Below are 14,841 nucleotides of genomic sequence, written 5' to 3' on the forward strand. Positions count from 1 at the left end.
AAACTAATTATCCACAGGTGGGGAGTCTGACTCAAGCCATGGTCGTGGGCCGTCGATGGGTGCGAGCCGGATGCCTTTCTGCCTGGCTTTCGCGGGCCGTCGGTGGGTCGAGCCCGTTTCACGCTCGATCCTCGCGAGCCGCCCGGCTCCGTGGGCCGCCGGTGGGTCGGGCCCGTTCCGGGGTGGCCCGGCCTCCGGGGTCACCTCGGAATCGGCCGTTTCGAGGGCGCCCCTCCCGGACGGGGCTCGGCAGGTGGAGGCATTGACGTTTGTTGGTTTGGACGCAAAACTAATTCCGCTACAGGATGCCGAGAGCTGGAGTTCCCATGCCTTACCGTCCCCCGCTGGTCGCGCACGAGTACTTCGTCGCCGATCCGCCGGAGCTGCCCGTCCGGTCGCATGGCGAGGAGGGCCTGTCTGCGCTGATCTCGGCGGAACCGGTCGCCTCGGACGCGGCCGGGGTGATCCTGAAGGCGGTGACCTCCGCCGAGGAGACGCTCCTGGTCCAGGTGAGCGTGGCGGGTGAGGGGGTGATCCGGGTCCGGCTCGGGCAGGACGCGGACGCGCGGACCCGGTCGGCCGCCGCGATCTCCATGGTCACGCCGGGCGAGTTCGCCGGGGCGCGGGTGGAGAGCCTGGACGGGACGATCCTGCTGGACGCGGGCTCGCTCCGCGCGGAGATCACCCTGGCGCCCTGGCACCTGAGGTTCACCGACGCGAGCGGAGCGCCGCTGGTGGAGCAGGACCGGGGGCACACCGACATCAGTGGCCGGTTGCGCACGCTGCCGTTCGGCCGCTCCAGCTCGAACGGTGCGGTGGTCGGCTACCACGAGAGCTTCGCCGCCCCCGCCGACGAGGCGTTCAGTGGGTTCGGCGAGTCGTTCACCCGGCTGGACAAGCGCGGCCAGCGGCCGGTCATGTGGAACTTCGACGCGTTCGGCGCCGAGTCGCAGCGGGCGTACAAGAACGTTCCGTTCTACCTGTCCAGCAGGGGTTACGGCGTGCTGGTGGACAGCGGGACGCCGGTCGAGTTCGACGTCTGCCAGACCACGCACAGCTGCGTGCAGATCGTGGTCCCGGACGACCTGATCGACTACTACGTGATCGCCGGGCCCACCCCTTCCGAGGTGCTCGGCCGGTTCGACCTGCTGACCTGCGCGCCGCTGCTCCCGCCGAAGTGGGCGTTCGGCACCTGGATCTCCTCGGGGTTCTTCGTCGACACCCAGGAGCGGGTGATGGCCAGGGCGCGGACGATCCGCGAGCGCGGCATCCCGTGCGACGTGCTCCACCTGGACACCTACTGGCAGACCGACGGGCACTGGTCCGACCTGCGCTGGGATGCCGAGGGCTTCCCCGACCCGACCGGCATGCTGGCCGAGCTGGATGAGATGGGGTTCAAGGTCTGCCTGTGGATGAACCCGTACATCTCCCACCTCAGCCCGGCCTTCCCGGAAGCGGCTGAGAACGGATATTTCCTGAAAAAGCCTGATGGCGAGGTCTATGTGGCCGACTGCTGGCACGGCTCCTACCCGGCCTGCGGCATCGTCGACTTCACCAACCCGGCCGCCACCGAGTGGTTCCAGGGACTGCTCCGCCCGCTGCTCGAACAGGGCGTCCAGGTCTTCAAGACCGACTTCGCCGAGGGGGTGCCGCACGACGCGGTCGCGGCCAACGGGATGTCGGGCACCGACCTGCACAACGTCTACACGCTGCTCTTCAACGACGCGGTCTCCGAGGTGACCCGTGAGATCGCCGGGCACGGCATGGTCTGGGCGCGCTCGTCGTTCCTCGGCGGCCAGCGGCACTCGGCGCAGTGGAGCGGCGACACCTTCACCAGCTACCCGGCGATGGGCAGCACGCTCCGTGGTGGGCTGGCACACGGCCTGTCCGGCGTCCCGTTCTGGAGTCACGACGCGGGCGGGTTCACCGGCCGCCCCACCGACGACCTGTACGTCAGGTGGACCCAGTTCGGCGCGCTCTCCCCGCTGCTGCGGCTGCACGGCACCACCAGCCGGGAGCCGTGGGAGTTCCCCGAGGTGGAGGCGGAGGCGGTCGAGGCGCTGCGGCTGCGCTACCGGCTGATGCCGTACCTCTACACGGCGGCCGTCGAGGCCGCCGCGACCGGGGCGCCGATGATGCGGGCGCTCTGCGTCGACTATCCCGATGACCCGGTGGCCTGGCAGGCGGATCTGGAGTACCTCCTCGGCCGCGACCTGCTGGTGGCGCCGATGACCTCACCCGAGCAGGTCAGGAAGGTCTACCTGCCGGCCGGGCGGTGGATGGACCACTGGACCGGCGAGGTGCTGGCCGGCGGCAGGTACGTCACGGTCGCCACGCCGCTGGACCGCATCCCGCTGTTCGTCAGGTACGGCGCGATCATCCCCGTCCTCGCCGAGCCCGGCGTCGCCGTCGGGGACGGGCCGTTCGGGGAGATCACCCTGGTCGCCTACGGCGTGGGCGAGAGCAGCACCACGATCTCCGACCACGACGGGGACACCACGATCACCGCGATCCCCGAGGGCGAGGGCCTGCGGGTGACCGTCTCGGGAAGCGCGCGGATCGCGGGCGTCGAGCTGCTGGGGGCCGGCGTCCCGATCGTCATCACCACCATCTAGGAGAAGACCATGTTCAACCTGAGAGTCGGTGTCGCCACGGTGGCGGCGCTCGCGGCGCTCGCCGCCTGCGGCGGCACCGAGCAGGCGGCGGACAAGCCCGCCGCGGACGGCCCCCGCGTCCTGAAGCTCTGGCACTACGAGGGCGCCGACAGCGCGATGGGCAAGGCGTGGGCCGAGGCCGTCAAGCAGTTCGAGGCGACCCACCCGAACGTGACGGTCAAGTTCGAGGAGAAGGCGTTCGAGCAGATCCGCCAGTCCGCCGGCATGATCCTCAACTCGGACGAGGCCCCCGACGTCATGGAGTACAACAAGGGCAACGCCACGGCGGGGCTGCTCTCCAAGCAGGGGCTGCTCACCGACCTCACCTCCGAGGTGACCAAGCGCGGCTGGGACAAGCTGCTCAGCCCCTCGATCCAGACCACCGCCAGGTATGACGAGCGCGGTGTGATGGGCGCGGGCAAGTGGTACGGCGTCCCGAACTACGCCGAGTACGTGATGGTCTACTACAACAAGGACGCGTTCAAGAAGGCGGGCGTCGAGGTGCCCACCACCTACGAGGAGTTCACCGCCGCCCTCGACACGTTCGTCAAGGCGGGGACCACCCCCATCGCGGTCGGCGGCGCCGAGTATCCGGCGCAGCAGATCTTCTACCAGCTCGCGCTGAGCAAGGCGCAGCGCTCCTGGGTGGACGCCTTCCAGCTCTACAAGGGCAAGGTCGACTTCAAGGGGCCGGAGTTCAGGTACGCGGCCGACACCTTCGCCGACTGGGTCAAGAAGGGCTACGTCGACAAGGACTCCGCCGCCATCAAGGCCGAGGACATGGGCGTCTCCTTCATCGGCGGCAAGTACCCGATCCTGGTCTCCGGCAGCTGGTGGTACGGCCGCTTCGTCAGCGACGTCAAGGACTTCGAGTGGGGCTCGTTCCTCTGGCCGGGCAACACGATGAGCGCCGGGTCCAGCGGCAACGTCTGGGTCGTCCCGGAGAACGCCAAGAACAAGGACCTCGCCTACGACTTCATCGACATCACCATGAAGAAGGACATCCAGAACCTGCTCGGCAACTCCGGCGGCATCCCGGTGGCCGCCGACACGGCCGCGATCACCGATGAGAAGAGCAAGGAGCTGATCGAGAACTTCAACAAGCTCTCGGCCTCCGACGGGCTGGCCTTCTACCCCGACTGGCCGGCGCCCGGCTACTACGACGTGCTGGTGGCGGGCGTGCAGAACCTCATCAACGGCACCAAGACCCCCGACGCGGTCCTGGACGAGATCGCCGCTCCGTACGACGAGAACCTCGCCGACATCGGTAACTGACCCCTCCCGCGGCCCGCGCCGTGACGATCACGGTGTCCCGGCGCGGGGCGTACGCACAGCACAGAGAAAGGAGACCTCCGATGCCGAGGTCTCGTGACCGCGGGTACTGGGTGTTCCTGCTGCCGAGCGCCGTGCTCTTCACCGCGGTCATCGTCGTGCCGTTCCTGATGAACGTCGGCATCGGCTTCACCCGCTGGCAGGGGATCGGCGACCCGAGGTGGATCGGGCTGGAGAACTACACCCGGCTCCTCGCCGACGAGCGGTTCTGGTCCTCCTTCCGCAACAACGTCGCGCTCATCGTGGCGATGGCGATCGTCCCGACGCTCATCGGCCTCGTCCTGGCCGCCACGCTCTTCGACTACGTGGGCAAGAAGGTCGGCCCCCGCGCGGCCAGTGTGCTGCGGGCCGCGTACTACCTGCCGCAGGTGCTGCCGGTCGCGGTGGCCGGGATCGTCTGGGGCTGGATCATGCACCCCAGGTTCGGGGCGCTCAACGAGCTGCTCGGGCTGCTGGGGATGGAGCCGAGGAACTGGCTGGGGGACCCGGGCTGGGCGCTGCCGAGCGTCATGGTGATCATGGTCTGGTTCCAGATCGGCTACCCGGTGGTCATCTTCATGTCCGGGCTGCAGCGGGTCGACCCCGCGCTGTACGAGGCCGCCGAGATGGACGGCGCCTCGTGGTGGCGGCGGTTCTGGCACATCACGATCCCGCAGATCCGGCCGGAGATCTACGTGGTCCTGCTGACCTGCACGATCGCCGCGCTCAAGGTCTTCGGGCCGATCTTCGTGCTGACCAGGGGCGGCCCCGGCGGTGCCACGCTCGTGCCCTCCTACTTCAGCTACCAGAACTTCTTCGAGAAGGCCAACGTCGGCTACGGCGCGGCGATCGCCACCGTGCTCACCCTGGTGATCATCGCGGTGACGGTCTTCTTCCTGCGGGTTCAGGACAGGGAATCATGATCCGGAAGTACTCGGTCCTGGTCTCGCTGGTCGTGCTGGCCGTCGTGATGCTGGTGCCGTTCGTCATCGTCACGTTCAACGCGGTCAAGTCACCGGCCGACTACTCCTCGGGCGGGCCGCTGAGCCTGCCGAGCGAGCTGTACCTCGACGGGATCGTCGACTTCTGGAACCGGGTCGACTTCGGCGGCAAGCTCTGGAACAGCCTGCTGATCAGCGGCTCGGTGGCCGTGCTCGCGACGGTCCTGTCGGTGCTCAACGCCTACGCGCTCGGCATCGGCAGGGTGCGCGGGCGGGTGTGGATCCTGGTCGTCTTCCTGGTGGCCAACACGCTGCCGCAGGAGGCGCTGGTCTACCCGCTGTACTACCTGGCCAAGCAGGCCGGTCTCTACGACACCAGGCTCGGGGTGATCATCATCTTCACGGTGATCCAGAGCGCCTTCGGGACCTACCTGCTCTCCTCGGTGCTCGGCCGCTTCCCGCACGAGATCCTGGAGGCGGCGGCCCTGGACGGGGCGGGCAAGTGGCGGGCCCTGTGGCGGATCGTCGTGCCGATCAGCAGGCCCACACTGAGCGTGCTGCTCATCTTCTTCTTCATCTGGACCTGGAACGAGTTCTTCCTGCCCCTGGTCTTCCTCATCTCCAACGAGAACCAGACGGTTCCGGTCGCCCTCGGGGTGCTGCAGGGGGACAAGATGATGGACGCCACGATGTCCAGCGCCTCGGCGCTGCTCGGCATCCTGCCCGCGGTCGCCTTCTTCCTCATCTTCCAGCGGACCCTGACCCGCGGCGTGACCGTGGGCGCCGTCAAGTGAGCCGTCAAACGAACTCTCCGCCGAGCCCCGACGGGGCTCCCGACGCCGTACGCCGCTCGGGGGCGGACGGCGTCCCCAGACCCGCAGTTCTTCGACTCCCCCTGACCTGGAGGCGAGATGTCCTTATCGACCAAGGCCGCGACCAGGGCCGTCGCGGCCGTGGCCGCGACGGCCCTGACCCTGGGGTTGTGCGCGGCCCCGGCCCGCGCGGCCTACGAGTACCCCTTCCGTGATCCCTCGCTCCCGCTGAGCCAGCGCGTCGACGACCTGCTCGGCCGGCTCACCCAGGCCGAGAAGATCTCCTGGCTCCACCAGTACCAGCCCGCGGTGGACCGCCTGGGCATCGGGCTGTTCAAGACCGGCACCGAGGCGCTGCACGGCGTCGCCTGGTCCACCGACATCGACAACGGCGGCAGCGTGGTGACCGCCGAGGGGACCGTGTTCCCGCAGGCCGTCGGCCTGGCCAGCACCTGGAATCCCGACCTGATCAAGAAGGTCGGCGCCGTCGTCGGCGACGAGGCCAGGGGCTACCACGCGGAGAACCCCCGGCTGTGGGGCCTGCAGCTCTGGGCGCCGGTGGTCAACCTGCTCCGCGACCCCCGCTGGGGCCGCAACGAGGAGGGCTACTCCGAGGACCCGCTGCTCACCGGCGCGATCTCCACCGCGTACGGCTCGGGCATCCAGGGCGACGACCCGGACCACCTGCGGGCGGCCCCGGTGCTCAAGCACTTCCTGGCCAACAACAACGAGGTCCGCCGCGACACGACCTCCTCCAGCCTGCGCCCGCGCGTCCTCAACGAGTACGACGTCCCGGCGTTCAAGACCGCGCTGCAGGCGGGCGCGGCCACCGGCGTGATGACCGCCTACAACCTGATCAACGGGCGGCCCGCCACGGTCACCGACCTCAACTCCACGGTCAGGACCTGGACCGACAGGCCGCTGTTCAACGTCTCCGACGCCGGCGGGCCCAACAACCTCACCGGCTCCCAGGGCTACTTCGCCACCCAGGCCGAGGCCGCCGCCGCCATGCTCAAGGCGGGTGTGGAGAGCTTCACGGTGAACGACACCAACGCCGCCCCGACGGTGGCCGCGGTCAACGAGGCGCTGACGCGAGGGCTGCTGACCCAGGCCGACATCGACACCGCGGTACGCAACATCCTCGGCATCCGGTTCCGGCTCGGCGAGTTCGACCCGGACGGCGGGCCGTACGGGAAGATCACCAAGGACGTGGTCGACAGCCCCGCGCACCGCGCGCTGGCCCGGCGGACCGCGGCCGAGGCGGCGGTGCTGCTGAAGAACTCCGGGAAGACCCTGCCGCTCAGCCCCGCCAGGAAGGTCGCGGTGGTCGGCCCGCTGGCCGACACCCTCTACACCGACTGGTACTCCGGCAGGCTGCCCTACAAGGTCACCCCGCTCGCCGGGATCAGGGCGCGGTCCGCTGCCGCCGTCACCAGCGAGGGCGTCGACCGGATCGCGCTGAAGTCCGGCGGCAGGTACCTCACCGCGGGCACCGGGGCCGGTGCCGACCTGAAGCTCTCGGCGACCACCGCGGGCGCGACCGAGCAGTTCGACGTCTTCGACTGGGGCCAGGGGATCGTCACCCTGCGCAGCGTCGCCAACGGCAAGTACGTCAGCCGGGCGAACTGGTCCACCCTGGTCAACAACCAGGAGCAGCCCACCGGCTGGTTCGTCCAGGAGCAGTTCAAGCTGGAGGCGCAGGCCGACGGCACGACGCTGCTGCGCTACGCCGGCTACGAGACCGCCTACGACTGGTTCGGCCCGAACAAGTACGTCAAGGCCGCGGCCGACGGCACGCTCAGCCTGACCACAGCCGAGGATGCCACCCGCTTCGAGAAGGAGACCGTGCGCAGCGGGATCGCCGAGGCGGTCGCGGCGGCGAAGGGCGCCGAGGTGGCGGTGGTCGTGGTCGGCAGCATGCCGTTCATCAACGGCCGTGAGGACCACGACCGGACCGACCTCGGTCTCGCCGAGGGACAGCGGGCGCTGGTGGAGGCGGTGCACGCCGCCAACCCGAACACCGTGGTCGTGCTGGAGAACAGCTACCCGACCACGATCGACCGGCTGCAGGAGAAGGTCCCGGCGATCCTGTGGACCACGCACGCCGGAGCCGAGACCGGCAACGCGCTGGCCGACCTGCTGTACGGCGACGCCAACCCGGCCGGCCGCCTCACCCAGACCTGGCCCAGGGCCGGCGCCACCCTGCCGGACATCCTCGACTACGACATCGTCAAGACCGGTGCGACCTACCTGTACTCCAAGGCCAAGCCGCTGTACGCCTTCGGCCACGGCCTGAGCTACACCACGTTCGGCTACCAGGGCCTCAAGGCCACCGCCAGGAGCGATGGATACGAGGTGAGCGTCAAGGTGACCAACACCGGCTCGCGCGCGGGCGACGAGGTGGTCCAGCTCTACACCCACCAGCACGCCTCCCGGGTGGAGCAGCCGGTCAAGCAGCTGCGCGGCTTCCAGCGGGTGCGGCTGGCCCCGGGGGAGTCGAAGACGGTGCAGTTCTCGCTCAAGACCGCGGACCTGGCCCTGTGGGACGTGACCAGGGGGCGCTTCGCGGTGGAGCCGTCCACCCACGACGTCATGGTCGGCTCGTCCTCGGACGCCATCCGGCAGCGCGTGACCGTACGGGTGGACGGCGAGCGGATCGGTTCCCGCGATCTCACCCGGCCCACCCGCGCCGCCGACTTCGACGACTACGCGGGGGTCGAGCTGGTCGACGAGACCAAGGTCCGCGGTGACGCGGTCGGCGCCTCGGCGGGCGAGTGGATCACCTTCGAGGACGTGGACTTCCGGGCCGGGGTCACCGGCGTGCGGCTCGGGGTCGCGGCGGGTGCCGCCTCCTCGGTCGAGATCCGGCTCGGCTCCCCGACCGGCAGGCTCGCCGGGACCGTGCCGGTGGCCGCCACCGGCGGGATCTACTCCTGGGCCACGGCCGCTGCCCCCGTCACCGGCGTACGGGGCAAGCAGGACGTCTACCTGGTCTTCAGGGGCGCCCTGCGGGTGAAGGAGGTGACCTTCACCCGCTGACCCGGCTCCGACCCCGGCTACGGCCCGCTCCCCGAGGGGAGCGGGCCGTACGTGGTTGAAAGCGGTTTTCCGGGTACGGGCGCTGAAAAGGGAAGCATCGGCCCAGGTAGTGCGTTGTGGCCGTTTCGAACCGTGATTTCGATCAATTCTGAGGAGAACACCATGACGAGTACGGAACGTCCCGCCGAGGCGTCGGGCCAGTTCGCCATCGGAGGCGACCTCACGGTCAACCGCCTGGGGTACGGGGCGATGCAGCTCACCGGGAAGGGCGTGTGGGGGGAGCCGAGCGACCCCGAGGAGGCGGTCCGGGTGCTGCGCCGCGCCGTCGAGCTGGGCGTCAACTTCATCGACACCGCCGACTCCTACGGCCCGTTCGTCTCCGAGCTGCTGATCAAGAAGGCGCTGCACCCCTACCCCGAGGACCTGGTCATCGCGACCAAGGCGGGGCTCACCCGGTCGGGCCCCGACGACTGGCGCCCGGTCGGCCGCCCCGAGTACCTGCGCCAGCAGGCCGAGCTGAGCCTGCGCCACCTCGGCGTGGAGCGGATCGACCTGTTCCAGCTGCACCGCATCGACGCGAAGGTGCCCCTCGCCGACCAGGTCGGGGAGCTCGCCCTGCTGCAGCAGGAGGGCAAGATCCGGCACATCGGCCTCAGCGAGGTCAGCGTCGAGCAGGTCGAGGAGGCGGGCAGGTTCGCGAGGATCGTCTCGGTGCAGAACCTCTACAACCTCGCCCAGCGCGACGCCGAGCCGCTGCTGGAGTACTCCGAGGCCAACGGCATCGGCTTCATCCCGTGGTTCCCGCTCGCCACCGGCAAGCTGGCCGAGGAGGGCGGCCCGCTCGCCGAGGCGGCCAGGGCACACGGCGCCACCCCGTCCCAGCTCGCCCTGGCCTGGCTGCTGAAGCGCTCTCCGGTGATGCTCCCCATCCCCGGCACCTCGAAGGTCGCCCACCTGGAGGACAACATCGCCGCCGCAGGCGTCGAACTGACCGACGACGAGTTCGCGGCCCTGTCCAAGGGGGCCTGAGACGGATGCCGCCTGTCGTGGACCCACCACGACGGGCGGCTCCGTTCAGAAGCACGCGATGCGACGATCGCCTGATGCTCAGACGGCCAGGGCGCGGCGCCATGGTTGACGGCTCTCATGAATCAGCGTGGGGACGGGGCCGAGTGTGGCATGGCCCGCAGGAACATGTCACCGAAGCCGCATGCGCAGCCGTGCGAGGACCGTTCGGCGCACCGGGCCATTCCGTCGTTGACACCGCGCTACAAATGAAGCCGCAGAGATTTACAAGTGGGGACCAGTAGGTTCCCGGCATGAGAAAACGATCTTCCATCCTCGCCGTCCTGGCCGCCGCCGCCGTACTCGCCGCTCCCGCCACAGCCTCGGCCACAGCGGCAGGGGTCTCCTCCGGCTCGTCGGCTTCGGGGACCAATGCCTTCTCCTTCCAGGGCATGAACCTGAAGATCCCGGCCGGCTGGAAGGTGCACCGTAACCTGAACAGCGTCGTAGTGGTGACCGGACAGTGCAAGAGGCCAGAACCCTTCGCCCCGAACTGCCAAGGGTTCTGGGTGTTCGGCGCAAAGGCGATCACCAAGGTCCCGGTCGGGGGTGGTTTCCTTACGTACACCGGCAAGGAGCAGTTCTATCCCTTCAGTGGCATAGTGCCCTGTCCGTTCAACGCCAAGACCAGTTGGTTCCCTGGTGAGAAGGCCACCTCGGCAGGTCTGCACCAGGTCGGACGCGGCCACAAGGCGAAGTACACCGCCTGGCCCAACCAGTGCGTGACGAACAACGGTGGCCGGCGGACGGCGAGCTTCACTCAGCGGGAGTGGTTCCTGCCCTCGTCGAAGATTCTGGTGGTGGACGTCTGGAACACACCGGGGCTGTCGAACGTGCTCAAGAGCGCCACCTGGAGCTGACCGCGAATCAAGTGCCGGACCAGGGCGTCCGGCACTCCCAGTGCGCCGGGCCGTTCGACCGGTAGTGCTCTTCCCTGGTTTCCACGTCTGACGCGGTAAGGTCGGGCGCACGGACGACAGAAGGTCGCCTACCTGGAGGACGACCTCGCCGCCGGCGTCGAACCGACCGGCGAGGAGTTCGCGGCCCTGTCCAAGGGAGCCTGAGAGACGGATGCCGCCGGCGCTCCTGGCGGCGGCCGTCCTCGTACGTCGTGAAGCCGGGGTGCGACCAGGCCGGTGGTCGCCGCCCGGTGGAAAGGTCTCATCGTGACGATCCAGGTGGCCGTCTGCGGTCCGCGTGACTGCACCGGCGAGGACGAGTCCAACGCCCGCGAGGTCGGCCGGCTGCTGGCGGAGCGCGGCGCGGTGGTGATCTGCGGTGGTTACACGGGAGTCATGGCCGCCGTGGCGTCCGGCGCCCGCTCGGCGGGCGGGACGGTGGTCGGCATCCTGTCCCGAGCGGACCGGGAGCAGGCCGGCCCGGACCTTTCCATCGTGATCCCGACCGGCGTCGGGGAGGCGCGAAACAACATCATCGTCAACTCGGGTGATGCTGTGATCGTCGTCGGTGGATCGTGGGGCACCTTGTCGGAACTGGCGCTCGCGATGCGCCACGGCCGGGTCCCCGTGGTCCAGCTCGGCGGCTGGCGGCTGCTCGACGGTGCGGGGCGTCCGGTCGCCGGTGTCAGGTACGTCTCGTCCCCGCAGGAGGCGCTGGCGGCCACCGGGCTCTGGCCTGACCACTGACTCCTCCGGGCCGTTGCCCGGTGTGCTTTCGCGGGACTGCCGGTGGCAGGCTCCCACGCTGTGATCGTCAAGGCCGGCCGGTCTCCCCGCGCACCCGCCGACGGGAACCGAGAATTTTCGCGAAGGTACTTGCACATCGACCTGTCGGCAACCTATAACTTCACTAAGAGCTTTTCGAGAAGGCGGGCTTGAGGATACCTGCCTGTTCACATGGAGGTGGTTACCGATGCTGCTGACGTCGATCGACCCGTTCATCCAGGAGTTCGACCGGCAGTTCGACCGGATCGCGCGTCAGGCGTTCGGATCGAGTGATGGCGCCGCGCGCGGGGCCATGCCGCTGGACGGCGTCCGCCGCAAGGACGACGTCCTGCTGAAGTTCGACCTTCCGGGCATCGACCCCGACTCCATCGAGGTGACCGTCGACCGTGGAGTACTCTCGGTGAGCGCCGGCCGCGAGGAGGAGTACGGGCAGGACGACCGCCTGTTCGTCCGCGAGCGCCCGATGGGCACCTTCACCCGCCGCGTCTACCTGTCCGAGCACCTCGACAGCGACAAGATCGACGCCGCCTACTCCAACGGTGTCCTGGCGGTGCGCATCCCGGTCATCGAGCGGGCCAAGCCCCGCAAGGTCGAGATCCAGAAGGCCGAGCACACCTCGGACCAGAAGTCGATCAAGGCCTGAGAGGGCAGGGTCTGACCGTTTGACCTCCGCGGGGTGGGCGCCGGGTTCCGGTGCCCACCCCGCGCGTTTCACACACCTGTCGTCCCCCACAGGAAAGGAGCGGTGATGGTCAGGTTGCCCTTTGACGACGAGCACGCCCCGCTGTACTCCGTCGGTCAGGTCGCCGACATGCTCAATGTGGAGCAGGCGTTCCTGCGCCGGCTCGACGAGCACGACGTGGTCCGCCCCGCCCGTTCCACCGGCGGCCAGCGACGCTACACCCGCCACGAGATCGGCGACCTCCAGGACGCCATCCAGCTCATCGGCGAGGGCATGACCCTCGCCGCGGTACGCCGGATCTTCACCCTGCAGCAGGAGGTCAACGACCTACGGGAGGAGTTGGCCCAAGAGCGCGCCGCCCGCCGGGAGGACCGGTGATCCCGGGCGAACGGGACCGCTCAGCCCCCGAACGCGGGGAACAAGGGATGTTTTCGCGGGCTCGGGCCGCGTCGGGAAACCACGGACGGGGCTAGCCTCGGGCGCGGTTGACGGCGGTGGAGACCGCCAGCGGGATGGCCAGCAGGCCCAGCAGGGTGAGCTGGGTCGTCCTCAGTCCCAGACCTCTGCATTCCGTGGGGTCCGCACCGAACCAGGGGACCAGCGTCCCGATGGGCGGGCCACAGCTCCCGATCGGCCACAGGACCAGCGCCAGGATCAACGCGAAGAGCAGGACCAGCCATTGCTGCGCGCCGGACGACTCCAGTTCGGGCTCGAAGCGGCGGCGCCACTGGCCGTAGGCCCAGAAGTAGAACGCGAGCGCGAGCAGGTTGAAGATCGTCAGGGACGTGCCGGGATGCTCCCAGAGCAGCACGAAATGCGCCGCGGCCACCGCGACCAGGACGGCGGTGAACCACCAGGCCAGGTGCCAGGGCACCGTCCACGGGCCGATCCGCGCCCACCCGGTCGCCTTCTCACCGCCGCCGATCCTGTTCCGCATGGCGACGAGCATGGCTCATGCCGCTTGTGGGCGACTTGGAACCGGATAGGGCAGCGACCGACTCGCGGGCGAGACGGACTGGGAACCACGTCATCGCGATGTGCCGATCCGCCGCCGGTCCGGGCACCTGGTCGACGGTCCTGCTGAGGCCCGAACATCGCCCGGTGTGCTCTATCGGAGTACTAAGCCGATTCCAAAGCGCATACAAGTCAATTCCAAGAGTGCTGTCCAACTATGCGCTTGACGAGGAGAAAGCAGGCGGGAAGACGTTTTCCCGGCTCAGGGATCTTCTCGTGGGGGCCGACGTCATTCTTTCACGGAAAAGTCACCGGGAGAAACGAGAGGCAGCACGTACGGATCGGTGCGTAGTGGTCCCATTCGAAATCGAGATTCACTCCGACCATGAACCCAAATGGGCGCCCGAGCCGTCAGACGACCGGCTTTACCGGCCGTGCCCTGCTCCCCGAACGTGCCTGGCAGCGCAGCGGACGCGTACCGCGGCCTGGCCCCCTTCCGGAGTGCGGCGGAAAAGACACTCGCGGCCCATGCCACCGGGCAGCCGTCATGCACAGAAGTAAAGAGGACCAACGTGAGTGTTCATGCATTTGACATGCTGTGCCGCGCCGTGGAAGAAACGGACGCGGGCCGCACTGACACCGCCCGGCGCTGGCTGGACAAGCTACGCGGCCTGATCGCCCCCGAGAAAGTGGGCGATGACTTCCTCTATCTGCTCTACCACGACGCCTTGGCCCGTCGGCTCGGCACTCGCCAGGATGAGCGGGACAATCTGTATCTGTGCCGTTTCGAGCGGCCGCAAATCGAGTTGTTCGACCTGGTGGCCGAACACCTGCCGGTGGTGATTCTGGCCGGTCGTATCGGCGGTGCGCTGCTCGCCGGTCACCTCGCCGGGCGGGACACGGCCACCCTGATGTCGGTGGGCATCGGCTCGGGAGGCCAGGAGGCGGCGGTGCTCGCCGCGCTCGCGAGTCGCGGCCAGGCACCCGGGCGGCTGACGGTGATCGGGGTGGACCCCGCAGTGGGCAGCCTCCACCAGGCCGAACGATCCATCCGCGACACTCGTGTCCCGCTGGACTTCCATCAGGTGCCCCGCTTCGCCGAGCACATGACCGACGAGGACTGGGAGCTGGTGCGCCGAGCACCACGCCCGCTGGTGGTGAACGCCGCATTCGCGCTGCACCACCTGCGGGACACCGCGTCCGGCACCGACGAGAGGAACACGTTCCTGGCGAAACTGCGCGATGCGGAGCCGGACGGCGTAGTACTGTGCGAGCCGGACTCCGATCATCATCGGGTGGCCCTGCCCGAGCGGTTCCACAACTCGTGGCGGCACTTCCACGCCGTCTTCCAGCTGATAGACGCGCTGGACGTCTCGGTCGCCGACCGTAACGCGATGAAGCTGTTCTTCCGGCGTGAGGTGGTCGACATCGTCGGCACGGCGGACGACGAGGAGCGCTACGAACGTCACGAGCCGACCGAGACATGGCTCGCGCGACTGCGCGAGGCCGGTTTCCGGCCGATGCCCACGCCCGCGGAGTCAGTGTCGGAACCGATCCCTCCCGCTTTCGTCCGCCAGGATCCGGACAGTGTGCGCATCGGATTCGACGGCGAGTCGCTCCTGTCCGTCATCCACGCGGTGCCGGCGCACGGGTAGGTGATGGCCGACCGGCACGGGCCGGCAGGTCCGTGCCGGTCGC

General features: G+C 68.8%; 12 protein-coding genes. 11 read left to right on the forward strand and 1 reads right to left on the reverse strand.

Going from position 1 to position 14,841, the window contains the following annotated elements; genetic code table 11:
- Window positions 1–326 precede the first annotated feature (326 nt).
- The 10 genes from ABT061_RS02355 (at window position 327) to ABT061_RS02400 (ending at window position 12,567) form a co-directional block, all read left to right on the forward strand.
- Window positions 327–2,615, forward strand: coding sequence for a TIM-barrel domain-containing protein (locus ABT061_RS02355; protein WP_350911767.1), 2,289 nt, complete (start codon window positions 327–329; stop codon window positions 2,613–2,615).
- 9 nt (window positions 2,616–2,624) lie between these two features.
- The gene (locus ABT061_RS02360; protein ID WP_350911769.1) at window positions 2,625–3,929 is read left to right on the forward strand and encodes an ABC transporter substrate-binding protein; all 1,305 of its coding nucleotides are present in this window, start codon (window positions 2,625–2,627) and stop codon (window positions 3,927–3,929) included.
- A gap of 80 nt (window positions 3,930–4,009) precedes the next feature.
- Window positions 4,010–4,888 carry a carbohydrate ABC transporter permease gene (locus ABT061_RS02365; RefSeq protein ID WP_350911771.1) on the forward strand — a complete coding sequence of 293 codons (879 nt, stop codon included), beginning with the start codon at window positions 4,010–4,012 and terminating at the stop codon, window positions 4,886–4,888.
- Window positions 4,885–5,700: a carbohydrate ABC transporter permease gene (locus ABT061_RS02370; RefSeq protein ID WP_350911773.1), complete on the forward strand. Its 816-nt coding sequence runs from the start codon at window positions 4,885–4,887 to the stop codon at window positions 5,698–5,700. Before ABT061_RS02365 ends, ABT061_RS02370 begins: the two co-directional genes overlap by 4 nt.
- 117 nt (window positions 5,701–5,817) lie before the next feature.
- On the forward strand, window positions 5,818–8,757 hold the full coding sequence (locus ABT061_RS02375) for a glycoside hydrolase family 3 protein (RefSeq protein ID WP_350911775.1): 2,940 nt from the start codon (window positions 5,818–5,820) through the stop codon (window positions 8,755–8,757).
- Between the two features lie 162 nt (window positions 8,758–8,919).
- On the forward strand, window positions 8,920–9,786 hold the full coding sequence (locus ABT061_RS02380) for an aldo/keto reductase (protein ID WP_350911777.1): 867 nt from the start codon (window positions 8,920–8,922) through the stop codon (window positions 9,784–9,786).
- 290 nt (window positions 9,787–10,076) lie between these two features.
- A complete protein-coding gene (locus ABT061_RS02385) occupies window positions 10,077–10,682 on the forward strand; it encodes a hypothetical protein (protein ID WP_350911779.1) in 606 nt (201 codons plus the stop codon).
- 306 nt (window positions 10,683–10,988) lie between these two features.
- Window positions 10,989–11,468: a TIGR00725 family protein gene (locus ABT061_RS02390; protein WP_350911781.1), complete on the forward strand. Its 480-nt coding sequence runs from the start codon at window positions 10,989–10,991 to the stop codon at window positions 11,466–11,468.
- Between the two features lie 226 nt (window positions 11,469–11,694).
- On the forward strand, window positions 11,695–12,150 hold the full coding sequence (locus ABT061_RS02395) for an Hsp20/alpha crystallin family protein (RefSeq protein ID WP_350911783.1): 456 nt from the start codon (window positions 11,695–11,697) through the stop codon (window positions 12,148–12,150).
- A 105-nt stretch (window positions 12,151–12,255) separates the two neighbouring features.
- Window positions 12,256–12,567 carry a MerR family transcriptional regulator gene (locus tag ABT061_RS02400; protein ID WP_350911785.1) on the forward strand — a complete coding sequence of 104 codons (312 nt, stop codon included), beginning with the start codon at window positions 12,256–12,258 and terminating at the stop codon, window positions 12,565–12,567.
- Between the two features lie 91 nt (window positions 12,568–12,658).
- Here the strand turns inward: ABT061_RS02400 and ABT061_RS02405 are convergent, their stop codons facing one another.
- A complete protein-coding gene (locus tag ABT061_RS02405; protein ID WP_350911787.1) occupies window positions 12,659–13,126 on the reverse strand; it encodes a hypothetical protein in 468 nt (155 codons plus the stop codon).
- A 625-nt stretch (window positions 13,127–13,751) separates the two neighbouring features.
- Here ABT061_RS02405 and ABT061_RS02410 point away from each other — a divergent pair.
- Window positions 13,752–14,798 carry a GRAS family protein gene (locus ABT061_RS02410; RefSeq protein WP_350911789.1) on the forward strand — a complete coding sequence of 349 codons (1,047 nt, stop codon included), beginning with the start codon at window positions 13,752–13,754 and terminating at the stop codon, window positions 14,796–14,798.
- The last annotated feature ends 43 nt before the right edge of the window (window positions 14,799–14,841 follow it).

This window comes from Streptosporangium sp. NPDC002544 (assembly GCF_040295965.1).
Lineage (GTDB): Bacteria > Actinomycetota > Actinomycetes > Streptosporangiales > Streptosporangiaceae > Streptosporangium.